Genomic DNA, 18808 nt, shown 5'->3' on the forward strand with positions numbered 1-18808 from the left:
CCCGTCATGCGTAGCGTTCATGGGCGGCATCCCGCCCTTCGGTTCGATCCCATGGCAGGCCGCGCGCCGTGGAGGGCGCGGCTTCGGCCTGCTGGGCCTGCCTCTGCTGCCAGGCCGGCTGCTGCTGGGGCTGGCCGTCGCCGGCCTGCCGCTGGCCGCTGCCCTGCTGGCCCAGGTCGACATGGGTTTCGGCGATCTTCATGCCGTGGCTGCGGGCCTCGGCGACCAGCCGCCCCTGCGCATCGGCCAGCGCGGTGCGCGCCGCCTCGGTCTCCGCCGTCAACCGCACCGAAGCGCCGTCGTCCCCGCGCGTCAGCTCGACATGCAGCGAGCCCAGATGCTCGGGATTCAACCGGAATTGCAGCCGGGTGCCGCCGTCGCCCGCCGCGACGATATCGCGGGCAAGCTGATCGAGCCACGCGCTGTCCCGCGCGAGATCGAGATGCCGGGCGACCACCACCGCACCGCCATCCACCAGCCCGAAAGCGGCCGGGGCGGCCGTTGCGGGAGCCGGGGAAACGGCGGGTGCGATCCGGGGGTCCGCCGGCGGCAAGGGGGTGGCGCTATCGACCGGCGAGGTTGCGGATGGAGCCTCGGCGTCGCGCTTCTCCGCCGCGGGTGCGGCGACGGGCGGCTCGGCCGGAACATCGGCTGCCGTTTCGGGCCGTGACGATGGGGCAAGCGGCGGCGCCGGCATCCGCGCCGCTGGAGCCATGGCGTCACGCGGCAGCGCCGGTGCCGGCGTTTCCGCCACATCGCCAGCGGGTGAGGCGGCGGCCGGCGCTTCGGGCGCATCGACCGGCACCGGCAGATCGGCGAGGGCCATTGCCGGCACCGCGACCTTCTCCTGTGCGACCGGCCCGGCCTCCGGCGCATCGGGGCCGGCAACCGGGGGCTGCACTCGCGGCGTCGCCGGGCGCGCAGCCGCTTCCATCGGAGGCGCCGCGGGCGACGATGCGGCCGGCGCCGGTGGCGCGAGCGCCGCGATCGGCAGCGCCGCCGGCTGGGCCACCTGCTCCGCTTTTGCGGCCGGGACGGGAGCGGCATCGGCCCCGTCATCGTCCCCCTCGGCGTCCGGCTCGCTTTCGGGCCCGGCCTCCGCGTGCTCGGCCACGCGCAGGACCGGCATCGCCGTGGCCGGCCGGCCGGCCGCGAGGCGGACGGCCAGGGGCGGCGGCGCGTCCACCACGCTTTGCGGCTGATCGATGCCGACGGGGACCGGAACGGCGACCTGCGTCATGCCGTCGCCATCGACCGATACGCCCTCCCCCACGGGGAGCATCGTCGGCGGGGGAACCGGCTTGCCGCCGATGACGGCTCCCGCAGGACCGCCACGGCCCGGCGCCAGCATCGGCAACGCCTCCAGCAGGGCGGCGTCCACATCCTCGCCCGGCGGGGCCATATCACCCCCGGCAGGCGCCACCGGCATCGCGCCCCCCACGGGCGCGGCGGTGACGGCGCCGGGGGTGATCGCCCCCACGCTCGCGATCAGCGCGTCGAACATGTCGGAAGGCACGGCCCCCCCGGGCCGCCCCCCCGCGATCGCGGCCGGCTGCGCCGCCGCCGGCATCGCCGCGCCGATCATGCGACGCCTCCTTCACCCAGGCGCGACCGGGGCCGGGAGGCGACCGCCTGCCGCTTTTCCCGCCAGGCTTCCAGCGCCACCGCCGCCTTGTCCGCCAGCCGCTGCGCGCTTTCGCTGCGGATGCGCGCCTCGAGCCGCTGGGCGGTGCACGTCTCCACGGTGGCGCGGGCGCCGACGATCGCGTCGGCCAGCCCCGCGCGGGCATTGTCCAGCCGCATCGCCATCTCGCCCGCATTGGCGAGCACCGCCGCGCTGAACCCGCCCGGCCCGAGGCCCAGGCTGTCGCGCAACTGGCCGAGCCGGTCCGCGCTGTCGGTAAGCGAGGCGAGCCGCCCCTCGGCCTGCGCCAGCCTAGCTTCGGCCGCAAGCTGCTGGATGGTCCGCGCGCGGACGATCCGCTCGCGCCGCCGCACCGCCGCCTTCATGCCCCGAACTCCGCGATCAGCCGGGCGACGGACTCGCCGCCGTCCACCCGTTCCTTCTGGCCTTGGGAGATGAAGGCGCGGATATCCGCCTGCCGCATCACCGCCTCGTCGATGCGCGGATCGCTGCCCTCGCGATAGGCGCCCATCAGGATCAGGTCGCGATTCTCCTCATAGGCCGCCCACAGCCGGCGGAGATTGGCGGCGGCGCGGAGATGATCCGGCTCGACCACGTCGGGCATCACCCGGCTCAGCGATTTGCCCACGTCGATGGCGGGGAACACGCCCTGCTCGGCCAGGCTGCGGGAAAGGATGATGTGCCCGTCGACGATGGCGCGCGCGGTATCGACGACCGGATCGTCGGTATCGTCGCCATCGGCCAGCACGGTATAGATGGCCGTGATCGATCCGCCGGTGCGGGCGTCGGCGCCGGCACGTTCGATGAGGCGGGGGATGAGGCCGAGCGCGGAGGGCGGATAACCCTTCATCGTCGGCGGCTCGCCCAGCGAAAGGCCGATCTCGCGCTGGGCATGGGCCACGCGCGTCAGGCTGTCGATCAGCAGCAGCACGCGCAGGCCCGCCTCGCGGAAGAATTCCGCGATCGCGGTCGCCCGCATCGCCGCGCGCAGGCGCAGGAGCGGCGGATGATCCGCCGGCACCGCCACCACCACGCTCTTCTGCCGCACGGCGCCGGATAGCTTGGTGGCGAGGAAATCGGAAACCTCGCGGCTGCGCTCGCCCACCAGCCCCACCACGATCACGTCGCATTCGGCGCCGGCGATCATCTGGCCCATCAGCACCGATTTGCCGACGCCCGATCCGGCGGCGATGGCGATGCGCTGGCCGACGCCGGCGGTAAGCAGCGCGTTGATCGCGCGCACGCCCATGTCGAACGGCTCGGTCACGCGCGCGCGGTTGAGCGGATTGCCCGGACGCCCGGCCAGCGGCCAGCGATGGGCGGCTGCGATCGGCCCCAGCCCGTCCAGCGGCTCGCCCAGCGCATCGACCACGCGGCCCAGCAGCTCCGCGCCCACCGCCACCGATCCGCCCCGGCTGTCCGGCTCCACGCGCGCGCCGGTGATGTGCGGGGCATCGCTGTCCAATGCCATCATCAGCGTGCGGTTGCCGCGAAAGCCCACCACCTCGGCCCGGCAGGCATTGCCTTCCGCATCGATCACGCGCGCGCCCGATCCGATCGGCTGGTGGAATCCGGTCGCCTCCAGCATCAGCCCGTCATAGGCGGCCAGCCGGCCGATCCGGCGCGGCCCGCCTTGCGCGATATCGATGGTATCGAGCAGCGCCGCCGCGCGGCCCGCGAGCATCCCCGTCATCGCGGCACGCCCATCTTGTCGAGCGCGGCGCTGAGCTTCTCCAGCCCCGCCTCCGGCCCGTCCTCGATCCAGCCCTCGCCGGTTTCCACCAGCACCGTGCCCGGCGCCAGCGTGGCATCGGCGATCAGCTCCACCGGCAGATCGGCATCGGCCAGGCGGGCATGGTCCTCGGGGCAGAGCCGCATCCGCGCGGGGCGCGATTCCTCGGCGATCAGCGCGGCGGCGGCATTGGCGCGCGCCAGCACGGCGGCGCTGTCGATCGCCACCTCGCCCACGATCTGCCGCACCAGCCGCTCCACCGTCTCGGCCAGCAGCAGGCCCAGCTCGTGATGCGGCTCGGGCCGCAGCGCCTGCAGGCTTTCGGCCAGCCGGATCAGCGCGGCGCGATCCTCGGCAATCTCGATCTCCGCCGTCCGCCGTCCCTCGGCAAAGCCCTGGGCGAAGGCATCCGCCTCCAGCGCGGCCGTGTCGATCGCGGGTTCCGGCTCCGCGTCGTTGGAGGGGCAGACCATCCGGTCCGCCACGAAGGGCGTGGGCGTGGCGACCGCCGCCCACGGCGTGAACACGGCCAACGCGGGATCGCGGGTGACGGTGCCCAGCCGGGCGGCGGCGATGCCGGTGGCGGCGCTCCACATGTCAGACATAGTCGCCGTCCTTGCCGCCGAGGTTGATGGTGCCGGCGTCGGCAAGCTGGCGGGCGATGGCCAGCATCTCCTTCTGCGCGTCCTGCACCTCCGTCAGCCGCATCGGGCCGCGCTCGATCATCTCGTCCATGATCGACTGGGCGGCGCGGCTGGACATGCAGCCCAGCATCTTGGCGCGGAGCTTCTCCTCCGCGCCCTTCAGCGCCACGACCAGGATGGAATTGTCCACCGCGCGCAGCAGCGTGCCCATATTCTTCTCATCGAGCGCGCCGAGATTGTCGAACACGAACATCTCGTCCTCGATCGTGCGGGCCAGCGTGCGATCCAGCTTGTTGAGCGAGCGGATGATGCGCTGCTCGGCGGTGGTGCGGGTATTGTTGACGATCTTCGCCGCCTCGCTCGTCCCGCCGCGCCGCGACGTGGCGCCGCCGCGCATGGTGTGGCCGAGCTGGCGGAGCAGCACGCGCTCCAGATCCTCCAGCGCCTCCGACGTCACCGGCCCCAGCTTGGCGATGCGGTAGATGAGGTCGGTCTGCGCCTCCTCGTCCACCAGCTGCAGCACATCGGCGGCGATCGGCGGGTCGAGATGCGCCAGCACCAGCGCCGCGATCTGCGGATGCTCGTTCTCGATCAGCGCGGCGATGGTGCGCGGGTCCATCCACTTCAGCGCGTCCAGCGTATTGGTGCGGGTCGGCGGGGTGATCCGGGCCATGATGTTGTCGGCGCGGTCGCTGCCCAGCGCGCGCTCCATCATCCCCCGGATATGCCGGTCCGCGCCGAAGCCGATGGTGGTGCGGGCGCGGGCGCGGCGGACGAACAGGTCGAGCACGCCGTTCACCTGCCCCTCGCTGACATCGGCCACGCCGAACATCGCACCGCCCAGCATCTGCACCTCGTCCGGCTCCAGCCGGGCCAGCACGTCGGCGGCCTCCTCCTCGGAAAGCAGCATCAGCAGGATGGCGGCGGCCTCGCAGCCGGCGGGCATGCGCTCGCCCGCCTCGCGGGTCAGCGTTTCGACTTCAGCCATTGCGGGCATCTCCCGAAGGGTTGTCGGCACGGATCAGGTCACGCACCACCAGCGCGGCGCGGGCGGGGTCCTGCCGCACGAAGCCGCGGATCAGCTCGGCGCGCTCGGCATAGCCCGGCGTCGCCTCGATCATGTCCAGCGTCACGGTGCGATTGGGGTCGATGCGGCTTTCATCGGCGATGGTGGCGGCGATCTCGCGCCCCACCAGCGCGCGCTGCGCCTCGCGGGCGGCCGCTTCCTCCTTGGCGCGCTGCGCGGCGGCGGCGATGCGGCGCTTCAGCAGCGGGCGGGCGATGCCGAACACCAGCAGGGCGGCGATCATCAGCGCGGAAAGGTTGCGCGCGGCCAGCCCCACCCAGGGCGCATCCCACCATTTGGCGCCCACAGCCTCCACATCGGTATCGGCGAACTTGCGGCTGTTGACGGCGATGGTGTCGCCGCGCTGCTGATCGAAGCCGACGGCACCCTTCACCAGATCCTCGATCTGCACCAGCTCGGCACGGGGCCGGGCCTTGCCGTTCACGTCGCGCAGCGCGACGGCCACGGAAAGCCGGCGCACCGTGCCCACCGGATTGCGCGTTACCGAAACCTCGCGGCCGAGCTCGAAGGTGCGGTTGTAATTCTCGGTCGTGCGGCTCTGGGCGGCCGTGGCGCCAGTGTTGGGCGCGCCGGGCACCGGCGGCGTCATGGCGCCGTTCGGCTGGGCGGCCACCTGGCTCGCCGGCGGCGGCGTGTTGGCGATGGCGCCGGGAACGCCGCCCACCGCGTCGGGGCCGTCCGGCCCGCCTTCCTTGGTCCATCCGCCCTGTTCGGCGCGGACGGTGGCGAGATCCTTGGGATAGCTTTCGCGCGTGGCCTGCACCTCGGCGAAATCCAGGTCGGCATGCACCTCGGCGGTATAGTTGCCGGGGCCGACGATCGGGATCAGCAGCTTGTCCAGCGCCTCGCGATAGCGGCTTTCCATCTTCGCCTGGATGTCGATCTGGCGCTCGCTCGCGTCGGTCGCGGCGTCGCCGCCCCCGCCGGACAGCAGCTTGCCGGACTGGTCGACGATCGACACGCCCTCCGCGCTCAGCCCCGGCACCGAGGAAGCGACGAGATGGGCGATCGCCTTCACCTGCGCATCGCCCAGCGACCGGCCGGGCTGGAGCTGGAGCATCACCGACGCCGCCGTCTGCCGGCTCTCACGCAGGAACACGCTCGGCTGCTCGACGGCCAAGTGCACGCGGGCGGCGGCCACGGCGTCGATCTGCTCGATGGTGCGGGCCAGATCCAGCTCGCGCGCACCGCGCAGCCGCTCCCCCTCCACCGCCCGGCTGGCGCCCATCGGCAGCGCGCTGATCATCGCATCGCCGTCCGGCGCGCTCTTGGGCAGGCCGGCCTGCGCCAGCAGCATCCGGGCGCGGTAGAAATCCCCGTCCGAAACGGTGAGCGTGCCGGTATCGCGATCGATATGATAATCCACGCCCGCCGATTTCAGCGCATCGGCCACCGCCGCCTTGTCGCCATCGGCGAGGCCGCGGAACAGATCGCGCTGCGGCGCCTGCGAAAAGGCCATCCAGGCAAGCGCGGCGAGGCCCAGCATCGCGACCAGGCCGATCATCGGCAGGCAGCGCTGCACGGCCGGCTGCTCCATCATGCCCTTCAGCCGATCAAGCATGGGCCCCATGGGCGGGCGCCCGGCGGCGGGGATGGCGAGCGCGCGTCCCGGCGCGGCATCGTTGGAAACTGCTATGTCTGCCATGGCTTATACCGGCATGCTCATGATGTCCTTGTATGCGGCAAGGAGCTTGTTGCGGACCTGAAGGGTGGCCTGGAAACCAAGGTTGGCCTGTTCACGCTGAAGCATCACCGCGGCGATATCGGTCGTCTCGCCGCGTTCGTAGGATTCGGAGGCGGCGCCCGCCTTCGCCTGCAGCTCGTTGACGGCGGAAAGCGCGTCGCCGAACGCCTTGGTGAAGTTGGCCGGCGCCTGCGGCCCGGCAGCCCCGAGCCCCGCGATCGGGGCCTGTTCGGCCGGCTTCTGCGCCGCCTTCTGGAGCGCGGCATTTTGCTGGAGGATCGCGCTCCGCATCTGGAGCAGGCTGGAGCTGTCTATCCTGGTCATCGCCTAGCCCCTCAGGCCGCCGCGCGCATGTCGGCGAGGCGGTAGCGCAGCGTGCGCTCGCTGATCCCCAGCCGTTCGGCCGCGCGCAGGCGGTGGCCGCCGGTCGCCGCCAGCGCCTCCTCGATCGCGCGGGCCTGGAGCGCGCGGGCGATATCGGCGAACCTGCGCTGCGGCCGGACTTCCGGCGCCTCGGGCATCGCGGCGGGCGCCATCACCGGGGCCATCGCCTCGATGCTCAGGTCGCCGGCATCGATCCGATCGCCGTCCCGCAGCAGCAGCGCGCGCTGGAGGACGTTCTCCAGCTCCCGCACATTGCCGGGCCAGCCATGCGCCATCAGCCGGTCGAGCGCGGCGGCCGTGGGCCAGGCGAAGGCCTCGCCCGCCGGCATGTGCCGCACCAGCAGCGCCGCCGCGATCGCGCGGATATCCTGCCGGCGTTCGCCCAGCGGCTTCAGGTTGAGCGGCATCACGTTGAGCCGCCAGTAAAGATCGGCGCGGAACCGGCCCGCCGCCACCTCGGCGGCCAGATCGCGGTTGGCGGCGGCGACGATTCGCACGTCCACCGTCACGCTGCGGGTGGCGCCCACCGGCAGCACCTCGCGCTCCTGCAGCGCGCGCAGCAGCTTGGCCTGGAGGGCGAGCGGCAGTTCCGCCACCTCGTCCAGCATCAGCGTGCCGCCGTCCGCCGCGCGGAACAGGCCCTCGCTCGCCGCGCCGGCACCGGTGAAGCTGCCTTTCTGGTGGCCGAACAGCATGGCTTCCAGCATGGTTTCGGGCAGCGCCGCGCAATTGACCGCGACGAACGGCTTGTCCGCGCGCGGGCTGATCGCATGGATATAACGGGCGACGCCTTCCTTGCCGGTGCCGGTCTCGCCCAGCACCAGCACCGTCGCGTCCGATCGCGCGACCTTGGTGGCGAGCGCCAGGAACTTCGCGCTTTCCGGCTCGCCGCAGGCGGGCCGGGCGGCGGGACGGACCAGCTCGGCGATCAGCGCGTTGCCGAACGCCATGTCGGCGAAGCCGAAGCGCAGCCGCGCCGGCAGGCCGTCTGCCGCCGGGTGATAGAAGGGCGCGCCGTCCGCGAATTCCACGATCAGGTCGCGATGGGTGGCGGCGGCGGTTTCGGAAATGTCGAGGATGCGGATCTCGCCGCGTTCGCGCGGATCGGTGGCGGGGACGATCGCGGCGTCGAAGCCGATCCCCCTCAGCCACCCCGCGAGCGTGGGGTTGGCGTCCGCCGCCCCTTCGCTCAATCCGATCATCCGCATCACAGCCCCCACCGTGCCGGCCACCGATCCGGTGGCGCCTCGAGGTAGGAAAATATTGCCGGGTTGGTTACGATCGTCTTAATTTTATTAAATGGCTTTGTCGGCCCGTCCGCGCCTCTACGCAGGCCCGCGCACGCGCGTAGGACGTTTCCTTGGAAAACGGGCCGAGCCCCCGAAAAAAATTTGCGGGCGCCGCCCCTAAAGCTCCCCGAAACCCCACCGTTACCCCGATCGTGGCTGGCACGGACGAGACCGGACAGCCTGACTTATCGAGCGGGAAAGGAACGACCGTGACCGTCATCAACACCAATATCAGCGCTCTCCGGGCTCAGAACGGATCGCGCGTCGCCAACAGCTCCCTGCAGACGGCGATGGAGCGCCTGTCGACCGGCAAGCGCATCAACAGCGCCAAGGACGACGCCGCCGGCCTCGCCATCGCTTCGACCATGACCTCGCAGATTCGCGGCATGACCCAGGCGGTCCGCAACGCAAACGACGGCATCTCGATGGCGCAGACCGCCGAAGGCGCGCTGGACGAGGTGAGCAACATGCTGCAGCGCATCCGCGAGCTGGCCGTGCAGGCGTCGAGCGGCACCTATTCGGACAGCGACAAAGGCAACCTGCAGGCCGAAGTGAAGGAACTGCAGAGCCAGATCAGCGACATCCTCACCAAGACCGACTTCAACGGCGTCAAGCTGTTCGACGGTTCGGCCGGCGCGGATGCGGACGGCAAGGTCGACATCCAGGTCGGCGCCAATGCCGGCGACACGGTGACGCTCGACTTCGCCGAACTCGACCTGAGCGACGCCACCAGCATCGACGTCAGCGATCTTCAGGATACCGATCTGGCGACGCTCACCTCCGCCATCTCGACGGTGGCGACCACGCGCGCCACGCTCGGCGCCTCGCAGAGCCGCCTGCAATCGACCGTAAACAACCTGACCGCGAACCTCACCAACCTTTCCGATGCGCGCTCGCGGATCGAGGATGCGGATTTCTCGGCGGAAACGACCAACCTCGCCAAGGCGCAGGTGCTGGCCCAGGCTTCCACCGCGATGCTCGCCCAGGCCAACCAGAGCAGCCAGAACGTGCTGACCCTGCTGCGCTAAGCGAAAGGGACTTCCGGGAGGAGGAAACGGGGCTCCGGCGCACACCCCACGCGCCGGGGCCCTTCCCTATTTTCAGCCACCCATGGTCGGGACGGAAACGGGCATGAACAAGCGGACCGATGGCAAGGCGTTCGATCCGGCGACGGCGGTGGAATTCACCGCCCCGATCAATGCCGATGCCGCCGATGCAGATATCGTCGCCAATGCGCCGGCGACCGGGCCGGAACCCGCAACCCCGGAAGCCGCCGGCCCGGCACCGGCCGGCCGCCGTCGGCTTGCCGGGCTGAAGGCCGCGCTGCCCTACGGCATCGCAGCGCTCGCCACCTTCGCCAGCCTCGTCGCCACGATCGGCCTTGTCATCGCCAGCCGCAATGCCGCCGAGGCGGGGCAGCGCATCGCCGCGCTGGAACGCGCGGTGGACGGGCTTTCCATCCCCCCTCTCCCCATTGCCGAACGGGCGCCGCCGCTTCATCCGGCATTGCCCCCCACCGCCGCGGACATGTCGGCCGACGAAGCCGGCGCACCCGCCACGGCGGCGCAGATGCGCGCCGCGCTGGACGATTTCCGCCGCGATCTGGTGCGTTATCAGGCGCTGGGCAGCAATGCCGCATGGGTGGATGCGATCCGCGATGCCCAGGCGGAGCTGGCCAACAGGATCAACAGCATCGCCGAGAAGGTCGACCGGATCGACCGGCGGATCAACGGTGGTCGGCCAGCCTTGCCCGCAGCCGATCGAGCGCGGCCTTCTTGATCTGGCACACGCGCGCGGCGCCCACGCCCAGCGTCAGCCCGATCTCGTCCAGGTTCATCTCCTCGACGAAATAAAGCTGCAGCACCAGCGCCTCGCGCTCGGGCAGCTCGGCGATATGGCCGGCCAGCAGGTCGCGCAGCTCATCCCGCTCCAGCGTCTGGTCCACGCGCTCCTCGATGTCGGCGAACCACATCGACTGGTCGGAATAGACCTCATCCAGCGATTCCTGCCGCACCGCCGCCGTGCTGTCCGCCGCCTCGCGATAGTCGGCGGCGCTCAGCCCCATGGCGTCGGCCATCTCGGCATCGGTCGCGGGCCGGCCCAGCGCCTGCTCCAGCCGGGCGCGCACGCGGGCGATCTCCCGCCTGCGGCTCATCGCCGAACGGCAGATATTGGCGTGGCGGCGCAGATGATCGATCATCGCCCCGCGGATGCGCGTCGTCGCATAAGTGGAGAAAGCGAAACCGCGATCCTCGAAATTGTTGGCCGCCTCGACCAGCGCGACCATGCCGATCTGCACCAGATCCTCGATGTCGATGGCGTTCGACACCCGGCCATGGACGTGCCAGGCGATGCGACGCACGAGCGGCATATGTTCCCGCGCCAGATCGCCGGGGCGCGCCCGCGCGGGGCGGCGCTGATAGGTCTGGCTGATGGCGGCGTTGGCGAAGGCCATGGTTTCAACCCTTCAGGTGATTTCGCGGGGACGAGCCGGCGCGCATCAGCGCACCAGCTCGCGCTCGGCCGGAACGGCGGGGTTGCCGCCGCCGACGACGGCAACGACCTCCACGGCCTTGCCGTCAGGAATTTCGAGGAAGGACAGCACCGGCACCTCGGCCAGATGCGGTTTCAGAAGGCGCGCCAGCGGCCGCCGCGCCAGCGGCGAGGTGACGATGGCGAACTGGCGGGCCTCCGCCATCAGCGGCTGGGCCGCCTCGCCCACCGCCGTCACCACCCGGTTGGCGAGGCCGGGTTCGAAGGGATGGGTGGCGTTGGGCCCGGCGCGCACCGCCTGGGCGAGCAGCGCCTCCAGCCCGCCGTCCAGCGTCACCACCGGCAGCGGCATGCGCATCGGCACCAGCGTCTGCACGATGATCGGCCCGATGCGGCGGCGCACCGCTTCCAGCATCTGCGCCGGGTCTGCCTCCTCGCGCGCGGCCTCCACCATCGCCTCGGCGATGCGGCGGAAATCCTTGAGCGGCACGCCCTCGGCCAGCAGGCCCCGGCAGAGGCCGGCCACCTGCGCCAGCGTCAGCGGCTGGGGCGTCAGGCCCTGGGCGAGCTGCGGCGCCACCTCCTTCAGCGCGTCGAGCAGCTTCTGCGCCTCGTCCATGCCGAACAGGTCGGCGGCGGCATTGGCGATGATCTGGTTGAGGTGGGTCGCGATCACGGTGGCCGGATCGACCACGGTATAGCCGGCAACCACCGCCTCGGTGCGCTTGGCCGGCGGAATCCACACCGCCTCCAGCCCGAAGCTCGGATCGCGGACCTCGCGGCCCTCCACCCGGCTTTCCAGCGCGCCGCTGTCCAGCGCCAGCAGGTCCTCGGGCCAGCACTGGTCCTCGCCCATGATGACGCCGGCCACGGTGATGCGGTAGGCATTGGGCTCCAGCGAAAGATTGTCGCGCACCCGCACCATCGGCACCACGAAGCCCAGCTCGCGGCTGAGCTGGCGGCGGATGCCGGTGATCCGCGCCATCAGCGGCGCGCCCTTGCGCTCGTCCACCATCGCGATCAGGCCGTAGCCGATCTCCAGCCCCAGGGCGGCGCCGTCGGAAACCTCGTCCCAGCCGATCGTGGACGGCAGCGGCTCGGCAGCGGCGGCGGCCACCGCTTCCTCCTCGGCACGGCGCGCGGCTTCCCGCGCCGGAGCCTTGCGGAGCTGCCACGCCACCGCGCCCGCCACGGCGGCGGCGGAAAGAATCACGACATGCGGCATGCCCGGCATCACGCCCAGCAGGAACAGAATGGCCGCGACCGGCGTCCAGGCGCGGGCCGATCCGAACTGGCTGGTGATCTGGCCGGAAAGATCGAAGGGCGACGACACCCGCGTGACGATGGCCGCCGCCGCGATCGACAGCAGCAGCGCGGGGATCTGCGCCACCAGCGCATCGCCGATCGCCAGCATCACATAGGTCTGCGCCGCCTCCGCCATCGACAGGCCGTGGCTCATCACACCCAGGATCAGGCCGCCCAATATGTTGATGACGAGGATCAGCACGCCGGCGACGGCATCGCCCTTCACGAACTTGGAGGCGCCGTCCATCGATCCGTAGAAATCGGCCTCGGTCGCCACCTCGACGCGGCGGGCCTTGGCCTCGTCCGGCGTCAGCAGTCCGGCGTTCAGATCGGCGTCGATCGCCATCTGCTTGCCGGGCAGTGCATCCAGGGTGAAGCGGGCGGAGACTTCGGACACGCGGCCCGCGCCCTTGGTGATCACCACCAAGTTGATGATCATCAGGATCGCGAACACGAAGATGCCGACGGCCCAGTCGCCGCCGATCAGGAAATGGCCGAACGCCTCGATCACATGGCCGGCGGCGTCGGGGCCTTCATGCCCGTCCACCAGCACCACGCGGGTGGAGGCGACGTTCAGCGACAGGCGCAGCAGCGTGGCGAAGAGCAGCACGGTGGGGAAGGAGGAGAAATCGAGCGGCTTGGCCGCGTTCAGCGCCACCATCAGCACGGCCAGGCTGATCATGATGTTGGTGATGAAGCCCACGTCCAGCACCAGGGACGGCACGGGCACGATCATCAGCCCCACCAGCATCAGCGTGGCGAAGGGCAGGATCGCGCCCTTGCCCGCATTCGCCCAGATCGTCTTGTTCAAAGCGTTGGTGGCCATGCTTCTTCCCGCTTATGTGCGGGTGAATTTAAGCAAAAGCCGTGCCAATTTGAGCCGTATGACTTCCACTGAAAAAAGCGGCTGGGGACGGGCTCCGCCGAGGCACCCGGCGGTTCTTGCAAGGATCAGCTCGGCCACGCCCAAGGTCGATATCATGTGAACCGCCGCATGAGGCGGGGTTAGCTGGGCACGCTCCTTGCCTATCCACCCCCAAGAGGAGGGTTATAGGCGACCGGCCTCTTGCCGCTCAGATCCGGCCCTGCCGGCCGTAGGCGATGGGCGCGGCGACATTGGCGCCGATGGTGGCCAGCTTTTCCAGCCGGCGGCGGGCGGCGTCGCCAAAATAAGCGCAGCGCAGGCGCGCGGCCTCGACGTCCGCCAGCGCATCCCGGATGCGGGCCTTGAGCTCGGGCGTGTCGCGCCAGCCGCCCGCCCCGCCGACGGCGGCGGTGGCCGCCTGGAAACCGGCGGCAGCCGCCTCGATCGCGGCGATGTCGTTGCGGTCGAGCGCCGCCGCCAGCGCGCGGCCGGCTTCGGCGAGGCGATCGACCAGGGCGATGCTCATCCGGATCAGCCGCGCGGGGGCAGATCGAGCGCGATCATCCGGGCAGCGATCGCCTTCACCTCCAGCGCATAGGCGCCGTTGGCGATGGCCGCGCGGATTTCCTGCACGCGGGCATGATCGATGGGGGCGCCGGCGGCCGCCAGCGCGCTTGCCGGGTTGGTCGCGGCAGCGGCGGCTTCCTCGGTGGGAGCCGTTGCCGGAACGGCGGCCACCTTATCGCCCTTCGCGCCGGAAACCCGGCCGGTTTCGATCCTTCCCGTCGCTTTTGGTCCGATGCCGTCGATCATCTTTCCATCCCTCGGGTGCACATTCTACGGTCCAATATCCGCTTTTAACGGCACGCCGGAAAATTCTTTAAATGCCCGGCACGCGCACAAGGCCGATATCGACGACCTCGACGATGATCGGCCGGGATTTCGCGTCCGCGCGCACGCGGATCCGTTCCCCCGGCGCGCCGTCCTGATCGGCGATCATCTGGCTGGAAACGCTGAAGCCCGGCTGGCCGGCGCGTATCTCCACGGGGTCGCCGCGCCGGATCACCGGATCGGCCCTGGCCGGTCGCGGGGCGGATGCCATCGCGGCCTGCTGCATCTGCGCGCCGCGCGCCAGCAACGGCACCCGCACCCGCCAGCCGATCTCCGCGCAGCGCAGCACCACCGCGCCCGCGAAGGGAGGCTCGATCGCCACCGGCGCCGGACAGGCAGCCAGCTTCATCCGCCGGTCGATGGGGGCCGCCGGGCCGCCCGGCTGGCCGATATCGGCGCCCAGCGCGATCGCCAGCCGCCGTTCCAGCGCGGCGAGATCCTGGAACGGCCCGGCCTGCGCCGTCGCCACGGCCGGAAGAGCCGCGATCAGGATGGCGGGGATGGGGAACATGCGTCGCATCGGCTGAAATCCTTTCGTTCCGCCGATAAACAGCAAGAAACGCGCCAATCACCGCGCGCCCTCGATCCGCACCGTGATGGCCTGCCCCGCCGGGGCCGTGCCGGACGTGGCCGGAATGGCGATCGCGATCGCCTGCTCGTCCAGCCCGCCGGCCCGGATTCCGCGCGCGATCGCCGCCGTCCGCGCCGCCGCCAGCTCCCACCGGTCGAGCCGGGCATTGCCCCCGCCCTGCCCCTCGCTCACGATCCGCACCCGGCGGCCTTTGGCCCGCGCCTCGGCGCCGATCGCGCGCAGCCGCTCGGCCGCCGCCGCCGTCAGCACCGCCTCGTCGCGCTCGAACAGGCCGGCGGCCGCGAAGCGCAGGTCGCGCGCCGCCTCCCCCGCCGCGGCGGCCGTGCCGAAGGCCGATCGCAGCCCGGCCGCCAGCCCGTCCGTCCGGCCGTTCTGGGCCTGGAGGAGGATGAAGAAGCCAAGCAACAACAGGCACAGATCGGCGAAGCTCACCGCCCAGCGCGGTGCGCGCGCGGCCTTCATGAAACCGCCCTCAGCACCGGCCGCACCGGCACCAGCTCCGCCCGCGCCAGCATGGCAAAGCGATCGAGCACGCGCGCCTGCCAGGCGATCTCGCCGTCCGAAAGCCGCTCCAGCCGCGCGGCGATCGGCCCGGCGATCACATTGGCCAGGATGATGCCGTAAAGCGTGGTCAGCAGCGCCAGCGCCATCGGCGGGCCGATCTTCGCCGCGTCGTCCATCTGCGCGAACATACCGATCAGCCCGGCGATGGTGCCGATCATCCCCATTGCGGGCGCGGCATCGGCCAGCGCGTTCCAGAACGCGGCGGCGGCGGCATGGCGGCGGCGGCGGCCGGCAATCTCGGCCTCCGCCCACAGGGCGAACTCCTCGGCCGTGGCGGCATTGGCGAGATGGAGCACCGCGCGCCGCAGGAAAGGTCCGGCCGTCTCCACCCGATCGGTGCAGGCGATGCCGCGCGCATCCGCCACCGCCGCCACCTGGTTCGCCGCCCGCATCGCGGCCGTGGCATCCTTCTCCACATCGCCGCGCAGCAGCGGCCGCAGCGCGGCGAAGGCGCGCCCGCCATCGGCCAGCCCCGATCGCGCGAACGCGATCGCCAGCGCGCCACCCAGCACGATCAGCAGGGAAAGCGGGTCGAGGAAGCGGCCGATCTGTTCGAGCATTGCCATGGGCCACCGGTTCCATCCGCCCGGCCGCGCCTGGGATTCCCGCAGGCTTGCCGGCCGACCGGCAAAAAATTGCCGCCCCCGGCAAAAAATTGCCGGTCGCGTGCCGCCTTGTCGCAGGGAACCGCGGAAACAGGGGCTTTCCCCCGTCTGGCACGGCCCTTGCTGCTTGTCGGCCCGCCAGGAAGGCATCGTGCCGACATGCTCGGTAACGGCCGCCCTCCGGTTCATTTTAGAGGAAAAATTTCGTGATGGTCGGCTCAGGCGGAAAATCCGGCGAAAGCCTGTTCGGGGTCCACGGCGACGCGCTGGCGCTCAGAAGCCAGCGGCTGGCGTTGCTCGCGTCCAACATCGCGAACGCATCGACCCCCGGATACAAGGCCCGCGACCTCGATTTCACCAAGGCGCTGGACATGGCGCAGGCCGGCACGCGCGCCGATGCCGCGGCCGCCGGCGCCATGGGCTATCGCGTGCCGCTCCAGCCCTCGCAGGACGGCAACACGGTGGAGCTTTCCACCGAGCAGACGATCTTCGCGGAGAATGCGGTCCAGTATCGCACCACCCTCTCCTTCCTCAACGGCCGCATCAACACGCTGATGACGGCGATCAGGGGCGAATGACGATGGCGGACCCGCTCTCGGTATTCGACATCGCCGGCCGGGCGATGTCCGCGCAGATGATGCGCCTCAACACCACGGCCTCCAACCTCGCCAATGCGGGTTCGGTCTCGGGCAGCAAGGAAGGCGCCTTCAAGGCGCTCCGGCCCGTGTTCATGCCCGTCACCGACCGGCCCGGCGTCGCGACCGTCAAGGTAGGCTCCATCCTCACCTCCACCAGCGAAGCGGTGAAGAAGCATTCGCCCGATCATCCGCTGGCGGATGCGAACGGCGACGTATGGGAAGCCAATGTCGATAGCGCGGCCGAGATGGTCGACATGCTGGAAACCGCCCGCGCCTACCAGAACAACGTCCAGGTCTTGCAGACGGCCAAGACCCTCACCCTCGATACGCTGAGGCTCGGCAAATGACCTCGATCACCGGACAATCCTATCTCGACTCGCTGGGCAGCAAGTCGAACCCCAACGGCTCGGCGCCGAACGGCACGCTCGACCAGTCGAGCTTCCTCACGCTGATGACGGCGCAGCTGAAGGCGCAGGACCCGTTCAACCCGATGGACAACACCCAGATGGTCGCCCAGATGGCGCAATTCTCGCAGGTGTCCGGCATCGCGGAGATGAACCAGAGCCTGAAGGCGATGGCGTCCGACCTCGCCACCGCGCGGGTCGGCAACGTCGCCGGCTGGATCGGGCGGGCAGCGCTCGTCTCCTCGGCCACCGCCACCCCGCTCGCCGACGGCAGCTATGCGTTCGAGGCGGAGCTGCCGGAGGATGCCACCAACGTGCAGATCGACCTGGTCGATCCCACCGGCGCCGTCGTCCATTCCCAAAATCTCGGCGCGGAGAAGGCCGGATCGGTCGGCTATAGCTGGGACGGCAAGGATGCGGAGGGCAATGCCGTCAGCACCGGCCCGCTCAAGGTGATGGTGACGGCCTACGGCGCCAGCGGCCCGATGAAGCCCGTCATTTCAAGCTGGACGATGATCAACGGCGTCCAGTCGCCCGCCGCCGGCGGGGCAGCGCAGCTCATCACCCCGCTCGGCATCGTCAAGCCCGAAGAGGCGCTGCGCATCGCCTGATCCCGTCTTCCAGATTCCAGAACGGAGATAGCTCCCATGTCCTTCTATACCTCGCTTTCCGGCCTCAAGGCGGCGCAGACCGATCTTTCGGTCGTTTCGAACAACGTCGCCAATGTCGGCTCCACCGGCTTCAAGAAGAGCAAGGCCGAATTCGGCGACATCATCTCGGCCGCTCCGCTCCAGTCCTCCGCCATGGCGGGCCAGGGCACGCGGCTGCGCGCCATCACCCAGCAGTTCACCCAGGGCGGCTTCGAAACCTCGGATCGCGAGCTGGACCTCGCCATTTCCGGCCAGGGCTTCTTCGTCACCCGATCGGGCATCACCGGCGGCCAGGTCGCCTTCACCCGCAACGGCACCTTCTCGGTGGATAGCGACCGGTTCGTGACGGACAGCTCGGGCGCCTATCTGCAGGTGCTGCCGGTGGACAGCCGGGGATCGGTGACGGCCACCAGCCTGGATGCGACGCGCAACCTCCAGCTTCCGCTCACCTCCGGCCAGCCCAAGGCCACCAGCCTGCTCAAGATGGCCGTCACGCTGCCGGTCAGCGCCGATCTGCCGGCCAACCGCGTCTCCTACAGCGCGGATACGCCCTATGAGTTCAGCCGCTTCGATCCGAACAGCTACAATCAGAGCACGGCGACCACGGTTTACGACGCGGTCGGCAACGCCCTGCCCGCGACGCTCTATTTCGTCCGCAAGACGCTGCCCACCTCGGCCGATCCCAACAGCCAGTGGGAAGCGCGCCTGTTCGTCGGCGATCAGGAAATCAGCTCCGATCCCAACAACCCGACGCCGCCCGTGCCGCTCACCCTCACCTTCAACGATGCCGGGCAGATCCAGACGCCGCTCAACCAGGTGCAATATGCCGATGCCCAGCCGGTCGGCGCCATCGCGCCGCTTTCGATGAGCATCGATTTCGGCCTCACCACCAAGCAGGCGCAGGCGCCCTTCACCATCTCCTCGGTCAGCCAGGACGGCTTCGCCGCCGGCCAGCTCGATGGCGTCACGGTCGGGCCGGACGGGCTCGTCACCGCCAGCTTCTCGAACGGCGAAACCCAGCCGCTCGGCAAGCTGATCCTCGCCACCTTCGCCAACCCGGCGGGCCTGCGCCAGATCGGCGACGCGAAATGGACGGTCTCGGGCGAATCCGGCGATCCGATCGTCGGCACCGCATCGGCGGACAGCTTCGGCACGATCCAGTCGGGCGCGCTCGAACGCTCCAACGTCGACATCACCGAGGAACTGGTCGCGCTCATCTCCGCGCAGCGCAATTTCCAGGCGAACGCCAAGGCCATCGAAACCGCGAACACGATGACCCAGGCGATCATCAACATGCGCAACTGATAACCGGCTGAAGGGGAAAAAGGCGCGCCGC

At 70.4% G+C, this 18808-nt stretch carries 21 protein-coding genes; 6 read left to right on the top strand and 15 right to left on the bottom strand.

Annotated features, from left to right (window positions below; all coding sequences use genetic code 11):
- Nucleotides 1-4: 4 nt before the first annotated feature.
- Genes G432_RS22055 through G432_RS05990 form a run of 8 tightly spaced genes read right to left on the bottom strand, consistent with a single transcriptional unit; the run spans nucleotide 5 to nucleotide 8384 of the window.
- A complete protein-coding gene (locus G432_RS22055; protein ID WP_015457922.1) occupies nucleotides 5-1585 on the bottom strand; it encodes a flagellar hook-length control protein FliK in 1581 nt (526 codons plus the stop codon).
- Nucleotides 1582-2010, bottom strand: a complete 429-nt coding sequence (locus G432_RS05960) for a flagellar export protein FliJ (RefSeq protein WP_015457923.1) — start codon at nucleotides 2008-2010, stop codon at nucleotides 1582-1584. The genes G432_RS22055 and G432_RS05960 overlap by 4 nt, the downstream gene beginning before the upstream one ends.
- Nucleotides 2007-3329, bottom strand: a complete 1323-nt coding sequence (locus tag G432_RS05965; RefSeq protein ID WP_236626894.1) for a FliI/YscN family ATPase — start codon at nucleotides 3327-3329, stop codon at nucleotides 2007-2009. The genes G432_RS05960 and G432_RS05965 overlap by 4 nt, the downstream gene beginning before the upstream one ends.
- A gap of 5 nt (nucleotides 3330-3334) precedes the next feature.
- A complete protein-coding gene (locus tag G432_RS05970) occupies nucleotides 3335-3982 on the bottom strand; it encodes a FliH/SctL family protein (protein ID WP_041864819.1) in 648 nt (215 codons plus the stop codon).
- The gene (gene fliG / locus G432_RS05975; protein ID WP_015457926.1) at nucleotides 3975-5009 is read right to left on the bottom strand and encodes a flagellar motor switch protein FliG; all 1035 of its coding nucleotides are present in this window, start codon (nucleotides 5007-5009) and stop codon (nucleotides 3975-3977) included. The genes G432_RS05970 and fliG overlap by 8 nt, the downstream gene beginning before the upstream one ends.
- A complete protein-coding gene (gene fliF / locus G432_RS05980; RefSeq protein ID WP_015457927.1) occupies nucleotides 5002-6753 on the bottom strand; it encodes a flagellar basal-body MS-ring/collar protein FliF in 1752 nt (583 codons plus the stop codon). The genes fliG and fliF overlap by 8 nt, the downstream gene beginning before the upstream one ends.
- Before the next feature lie 3 nt (nucleotides 6754-6756).
- Entirely contained in the window at nucleotides 6757-7116 is a 360-nt protein-coding gene (locus G432_RS05985; protein WP_015457928.1) for a flagellar hook-basal body complex protein FliE, read from the bottom strand.
- Between the two features lie 11 nt (nucleotides 7117-7127).
- Nucleotides 7128-8384 carry a sigma-54 interaction domain-containing protein gene (locus tag G432_RS05990; RefSeq protein WP_041864820.1) on the bottom strand — a complete coding sequence of 419 codons (1257 nt, stop codon included), beginning with the start codon at nucleotides 8382-8384 and terminating at the stop codon, nucleotides 7128-7130.
- Between the two features lie 290 nt (nucleotides 8385-8674).
- Here G432_RS05990 and G432_RS05995 point away from each other — a divergent pair, with 290 nt between their 5' ends.
- Nucleotides 8675-9493 carry a flagellin N-terminal helical domain-containing protein gene (locus G432_RS05995; protein WP_015457930.1) on the top strand — a complete coding sequence of 273 codons (819 nt, stop codon included), beginning with the start codon at nucleotides 8675-8677 and terminating at the stop codon, nucleotides 9491-9493.
- Nucleotides 9494-9596: 103 nt separating this feature from the next.
- A complete protein-coding gene (locus G432_RS06000) occupies nucleotides 9597-10244 on the top strand; it encodes a hypothetical protein (RefSeq protein ID WP_015457931.1) in 648 nt (215 codons plus the stop codon).
- Here G432_RS06000 and G432_RS06005 read toward each other — a convergent pair.
- The 7 genes from G432_RS06005 to G432_RS06035 form a co-directional block, all read right to left on the bottom strand.
- Nucleotides 10192-10920: a FliA/WhiG family RNA polymerase sigma factor gene (locus G432_RS06005; protein ID WP_015457932.1), complete on the bottom strand. Its 729-nt coding sequence runs from the start codon at nucleotides 10918-10920 to the stop codon at nucleotides 10192-10194. The genes G432_RS06000 and G432_RS06005 overlap by 53 nt on opposite strands.
- A gap of 45 nt (nucleotides 10921-10965) precedes the next feature.
- Entirely contained in the window at nucleotides 10966-13089 is a 2124-nt protein-coding gene (flhA, locus tag G432_RS06010) for a flagellar biosynthesis protein FlhA (RefSeq protein WP_015457933.1), read from the bottom strand.
- A 247-nt stretch (nucleotides 13090-13336) separates the two neighbouring features.
- Nucleotides 13337-13654 (bottom strand): hypothetical protein, encoded by a 318-nt coding sequence (locus G432_RS06015; RefSeq protein WP_015457934.1) that lies wholly within the window; start codon nucleotides 13652-13654, stop codon nucleotides 13337-13339.
- 5 nt (nucleotides 13655-13659) lie between these two features.
- The gene (gene flgM, locus G432_RS06020) at nucleotides 13660-13941 is read right to left on the bottom strand and encodes a flagellar biosynthesis anti-sigma factor FlgM (RefSeq protein WP_015457935.1); all 282 of its coding nucleotides are present in this window, start codon (nucleotides 13939-13941) and stop codon (nucleotides 13660-13662) included.
- A gap of 67 nt (nucleotides 13942-14008) precedes the next feature.
- On the bottom strand, nucleotides 14009-14539 hold the full coding sequence (locus G432_RS06025; RefSeq protein WP_236626861.1) for a flagella basal body P-ring formation protein FlgA: 531 nt from the start codon (nucleotides 14537-14539) through the stop codon (nucleotides 14009-14011).
- A 48-nt stretch (nucleotides 14540-14587) separates the two neighbouring features.
- Nucleotides 14588-15073 (bottom strand): flagellar motor protein MotB, encoded by a 486-nt coding sequence (locus G432_RS06030; RefSeq protein ID WP_015457937.1) that lies wholly within the window; start codon nucleotides 15071-15073, stop codon nucleotides 14588-14590.
- Nucleotides 15070-15735 carry a MotA/TolQ/ExbB proton channel family protein gene (locus G432_RS06035; protein ID WP_015457938.1) on the bottom strand — a complete coding sequence of 222 codons (666 nt, stop codon included), beginning with the start codon at nucleotides 15733-15735 and terminating at the stop codon, nucleotides 15070-15072. The genes G432_RS06030 and G432_RS06035 overlap by 4 nt, the downstream gene beginning before the upstream one ends.
- A 254-nt stretch (nucleotides 15736-15989) precedes the next feature.
- Here G432_RS06035 and flgB point away from each other — a divergent pair, with 254 nt between their 5' ends.
- Genes flgB through G432_RS06055 form a run of 4 tightly spaced genes read left to right on the top strand, consistent with a single transcriptional unit; the run spans nucleotide 15990 to nucleotide 18777 of the window.
- Nucleotides 15990-16358: a flagellar basal body rod protein FlgB gene (gene flgB / locus G432_RS06040; protein WP_015457939.1), complete on the top strand. Its 369-nt coding sequence runs from the start codon at nucleotides 15990-15992 to the stop codon at nucleotides 16356-16358.
- A gap of 2 nt (nucleotides 16359-16360) precedes the next feature.
- A complete protein-coding gene (gene flgC, locus G432_RS06045) occupies nucleotides 16361-16765 on the top strand; it encodes a flagellar basal body rod protein FlgC (protein WP_413818428.1) in 405 nt (134 codons plus the stop codon).
- Nucleotides 16762-17433, top strand: coding sequence for a flagellar hook assembly protein FlgD (locus G432_RS06050; protein ID WP_015457941.1), 672 nt, complete (start codon nucleotides 16762-16764; stop codon nucleotides 17431-17433). The genes flgC and G432_RS06050 overlap by 4 nt, the downstream gene beginning before the upstream one ends.
- Before the next feature lie 36 nt (nucleotides 17434-17469).
- Nucleotides 17470-18777 (top strand): flagellar hook protein FlgE, encoded by a 1308-nt coding sequence (locus G432_RS06055; protein WP_015457942.1) that lies wholly within the window; start codon nucleotides 17470-17472, stop codon nucleotides 18775-18777.
- The last annotated feature ends 31 nt before the right edge of the window (nucleotides 18778-18808 follow it).

The sequence above is a fragment of the Sphingomonas sp. MM-1 genome, assembly GCF_000347675.2.
In the GTDB taxonomy this organism is placed as follows: Bacteria; Pseudomonadota; Alphaproteobacteria; order Sphingomonadales; family Sphingomonadaceae; genus Sphingomonas_E; species Sphingomonas_E fennica.

Coding starts and splice junctions, on each gene's coding strand:
- G432_RS22055 (WP_015457922.1), bottom strand. CDS start 1,585: ATGATCGGCGCGGCGATGCCGGCGGCGGCGCAGCCGGCCGCGATCGCG.
- G432_RS05960 (WP_015457923.1), bottom strand. CDS start 2,010: ATGAAGGCGGCGGTGCGGCGGCGCGAGCGGATCGTCCGCGCGCGGACC.
- G432_RS05965 (WP_236626894.1), bottom strand. CDS start 3,329: ATGCTCGCGGGCCGCGCGGCGGCGCTGCTCGATACCATCGATATCGCG.
- G432_RS05970 (WP_041864819.1), bottom strand. CDS start 3,982: ATGTCTGACATGTGGAGCGCCGCCACCGGCATCGCCGCCGCCCGGCTG.
- fliG (WP_015457926.1), bottom strand. CDS start 5,009: ATGGCTGAAGTCGAAACGCTGACCCGCGAGGCGGGCGAGCGCATGCCC.
- fliF (WP_015457927.1), bottom strand. CDS start 6,753: ATGGCAGACATAGCAGTTTCCAACGATGCCGCGCCGGGACGCGCGCTC.
- G432_RS05985 (WP_015457928.1), bottom strand. CDS start 7,116: ATGACCAGGATAGACAGCTCCAGCCTGCTCCAGATGCGGAGCGCGATC.
- G432_RS05990 (WP_041864820.1), bottom strand. CDS start 8,384: ATGCGGATGATCGGATTGAGCGAAGGGGCGGCGGACGCCAACCCCACG.
- G432_RS06000 (WP_015457931.1), top strand. CDS start 9,597: ATGAACAAGCGGACCGATGGCAAGGCGTTCGATCCGGCGACGGCGGTG.
- G432_RS06005 (WP_015457932.1), bottom strand. CDS start 10,920: ATGGCCTTCGCCAACGCCGCCATCAGCCAGACCTATCAGCGCCGCCCC.
- flhA (WP_015457933.1), bottom strand. CDS start 13,089: ATGGCCACCAACGCTTTGAACAAGACGATCTGGGCGAATGCGGGCAAG.
- G432_RS06015 (WP_015457934.1), bottom strand. CDS start 13,654: ATGAGCATCGCCCTGGTCGATCGCCTCGCCGAAGCCGGCCGCGCGCTG.
- flgM (WP_015457935.1), bottom strand. CDS start 13,941: ATGATCGACGGCATCGGACCAAAAGCGACGGGAAGGATCGAAACCGGC.
- G432_RS06025 (WP_236626861.1), bottom strand. CDS start 14,539: ATGCGACGCATGTTCCCCATCCCCGCCATCCTGATCGCGGCTCTTCCG.
- G432_RS06030 (WP_015457937.1), bottom strand. CDS start 15,073: ATGAAGGCCGCGCGCGCACCGCGCTGGGCGGTGAGCTTCGCCGATCTG.
- G432_RS06035 (WP_015457938.1), bottom strand. CDS start 15,735: ATGCTCGAACAGATCGGCCGCTTCCTCGACCCGCTTTCCCTGCTGATC.
- flgB (WP_015457939.1), top strand. CDS start 15,990: ATGGTCGGCTCAGGCGGAAAATCCGGCGAAAGCCTGTTCGGGGTCCAC.
- flgC (WP_413818428.1), top strand. CDS start 16,361: ATGGCGGACCCGCTCTCGGTATTCGACATCGCCGGCCGGGCGATGTCC.
- G432_RS06050 (WP_015457941.1), top strand. CDS start 16,762: ATGACCTCGATCACCGGACAATCCTATCTCGACTCGCTGGGCAGCAAG.
- G432_RS06055 (WP_015457942.1), top strand. CDS start 17,470: ATGTCCTTCTATACCTCGCTTTCCGGCCTCAAGGCGGCGCAGACCGAT.